Source organism: Streptomyces sp. AC558_RSS880 (assembly GCF_019049255.1).
Classification (GTDB): domain Bacteria; phylum Actinomycetota; class Actinomycetes; order Streptomycetales; family Streptomycetaceae; genus Streptomyces.
In genome coordinates this window covers 1-389 of sequence record NZ_JAGMUJ010000201.1, presented here as the reverse complement: position 1 = coordinate 389, position 389 = coordinate 1, and the positions used below count along the sequence as shown (strand labels likewise).

The window sequence follows — 389 nt, the reverse complement described above, 5'->3', positions numbered from 1 at the left end:
GGTCCGGAGCTCCCCGAGCGGTGGTTGCTGGCCGAATGGCCCGCCGGTGAGAGCGAGCCGGTGCAGTTCTGGCTGTCGAGCCTGCCCTCGGGCATGCCGCTGGCCACGCTGGTGCGGCTGGCCAAGCTCCGCTGGCGCATCGAGCACGACTACCGGGAGATGAAACAAGCCCTGGGCCTGGCCCACTTCGAAGGCCGCACCTGGGCCGGCTGGCATCACCACGTCACCCTCGTCTCCGCCGCCCATGCCTTTTGCACCCTCCAACGACTGACGCGAGACCCAAAAGATCCGGCGCCGGCCTGAGCCTCTACCAAGTCGTCCGGAACCTGCAGACACTCCTCGCCACCTGGACCGGCGCCTGCCCCACCTGCCACCGCGACATACCCACA

Annotated in this window: 1 protein-coding gene; it reads left to right on the top strand. The window is 68.9% G+C overall.

Annotated features, from left to right (window positions below; all coding sequences use genetic code 11):
* A partial coding sequence (locus tag KUM38_RS40885; protein ID WP_217137227.1) for a transposase occupies window positions 1-303 on the top strand: 303 nt, incomplete at its 5' end.
* Window positions 304-389: the final 86 nt, after the last annotated feature.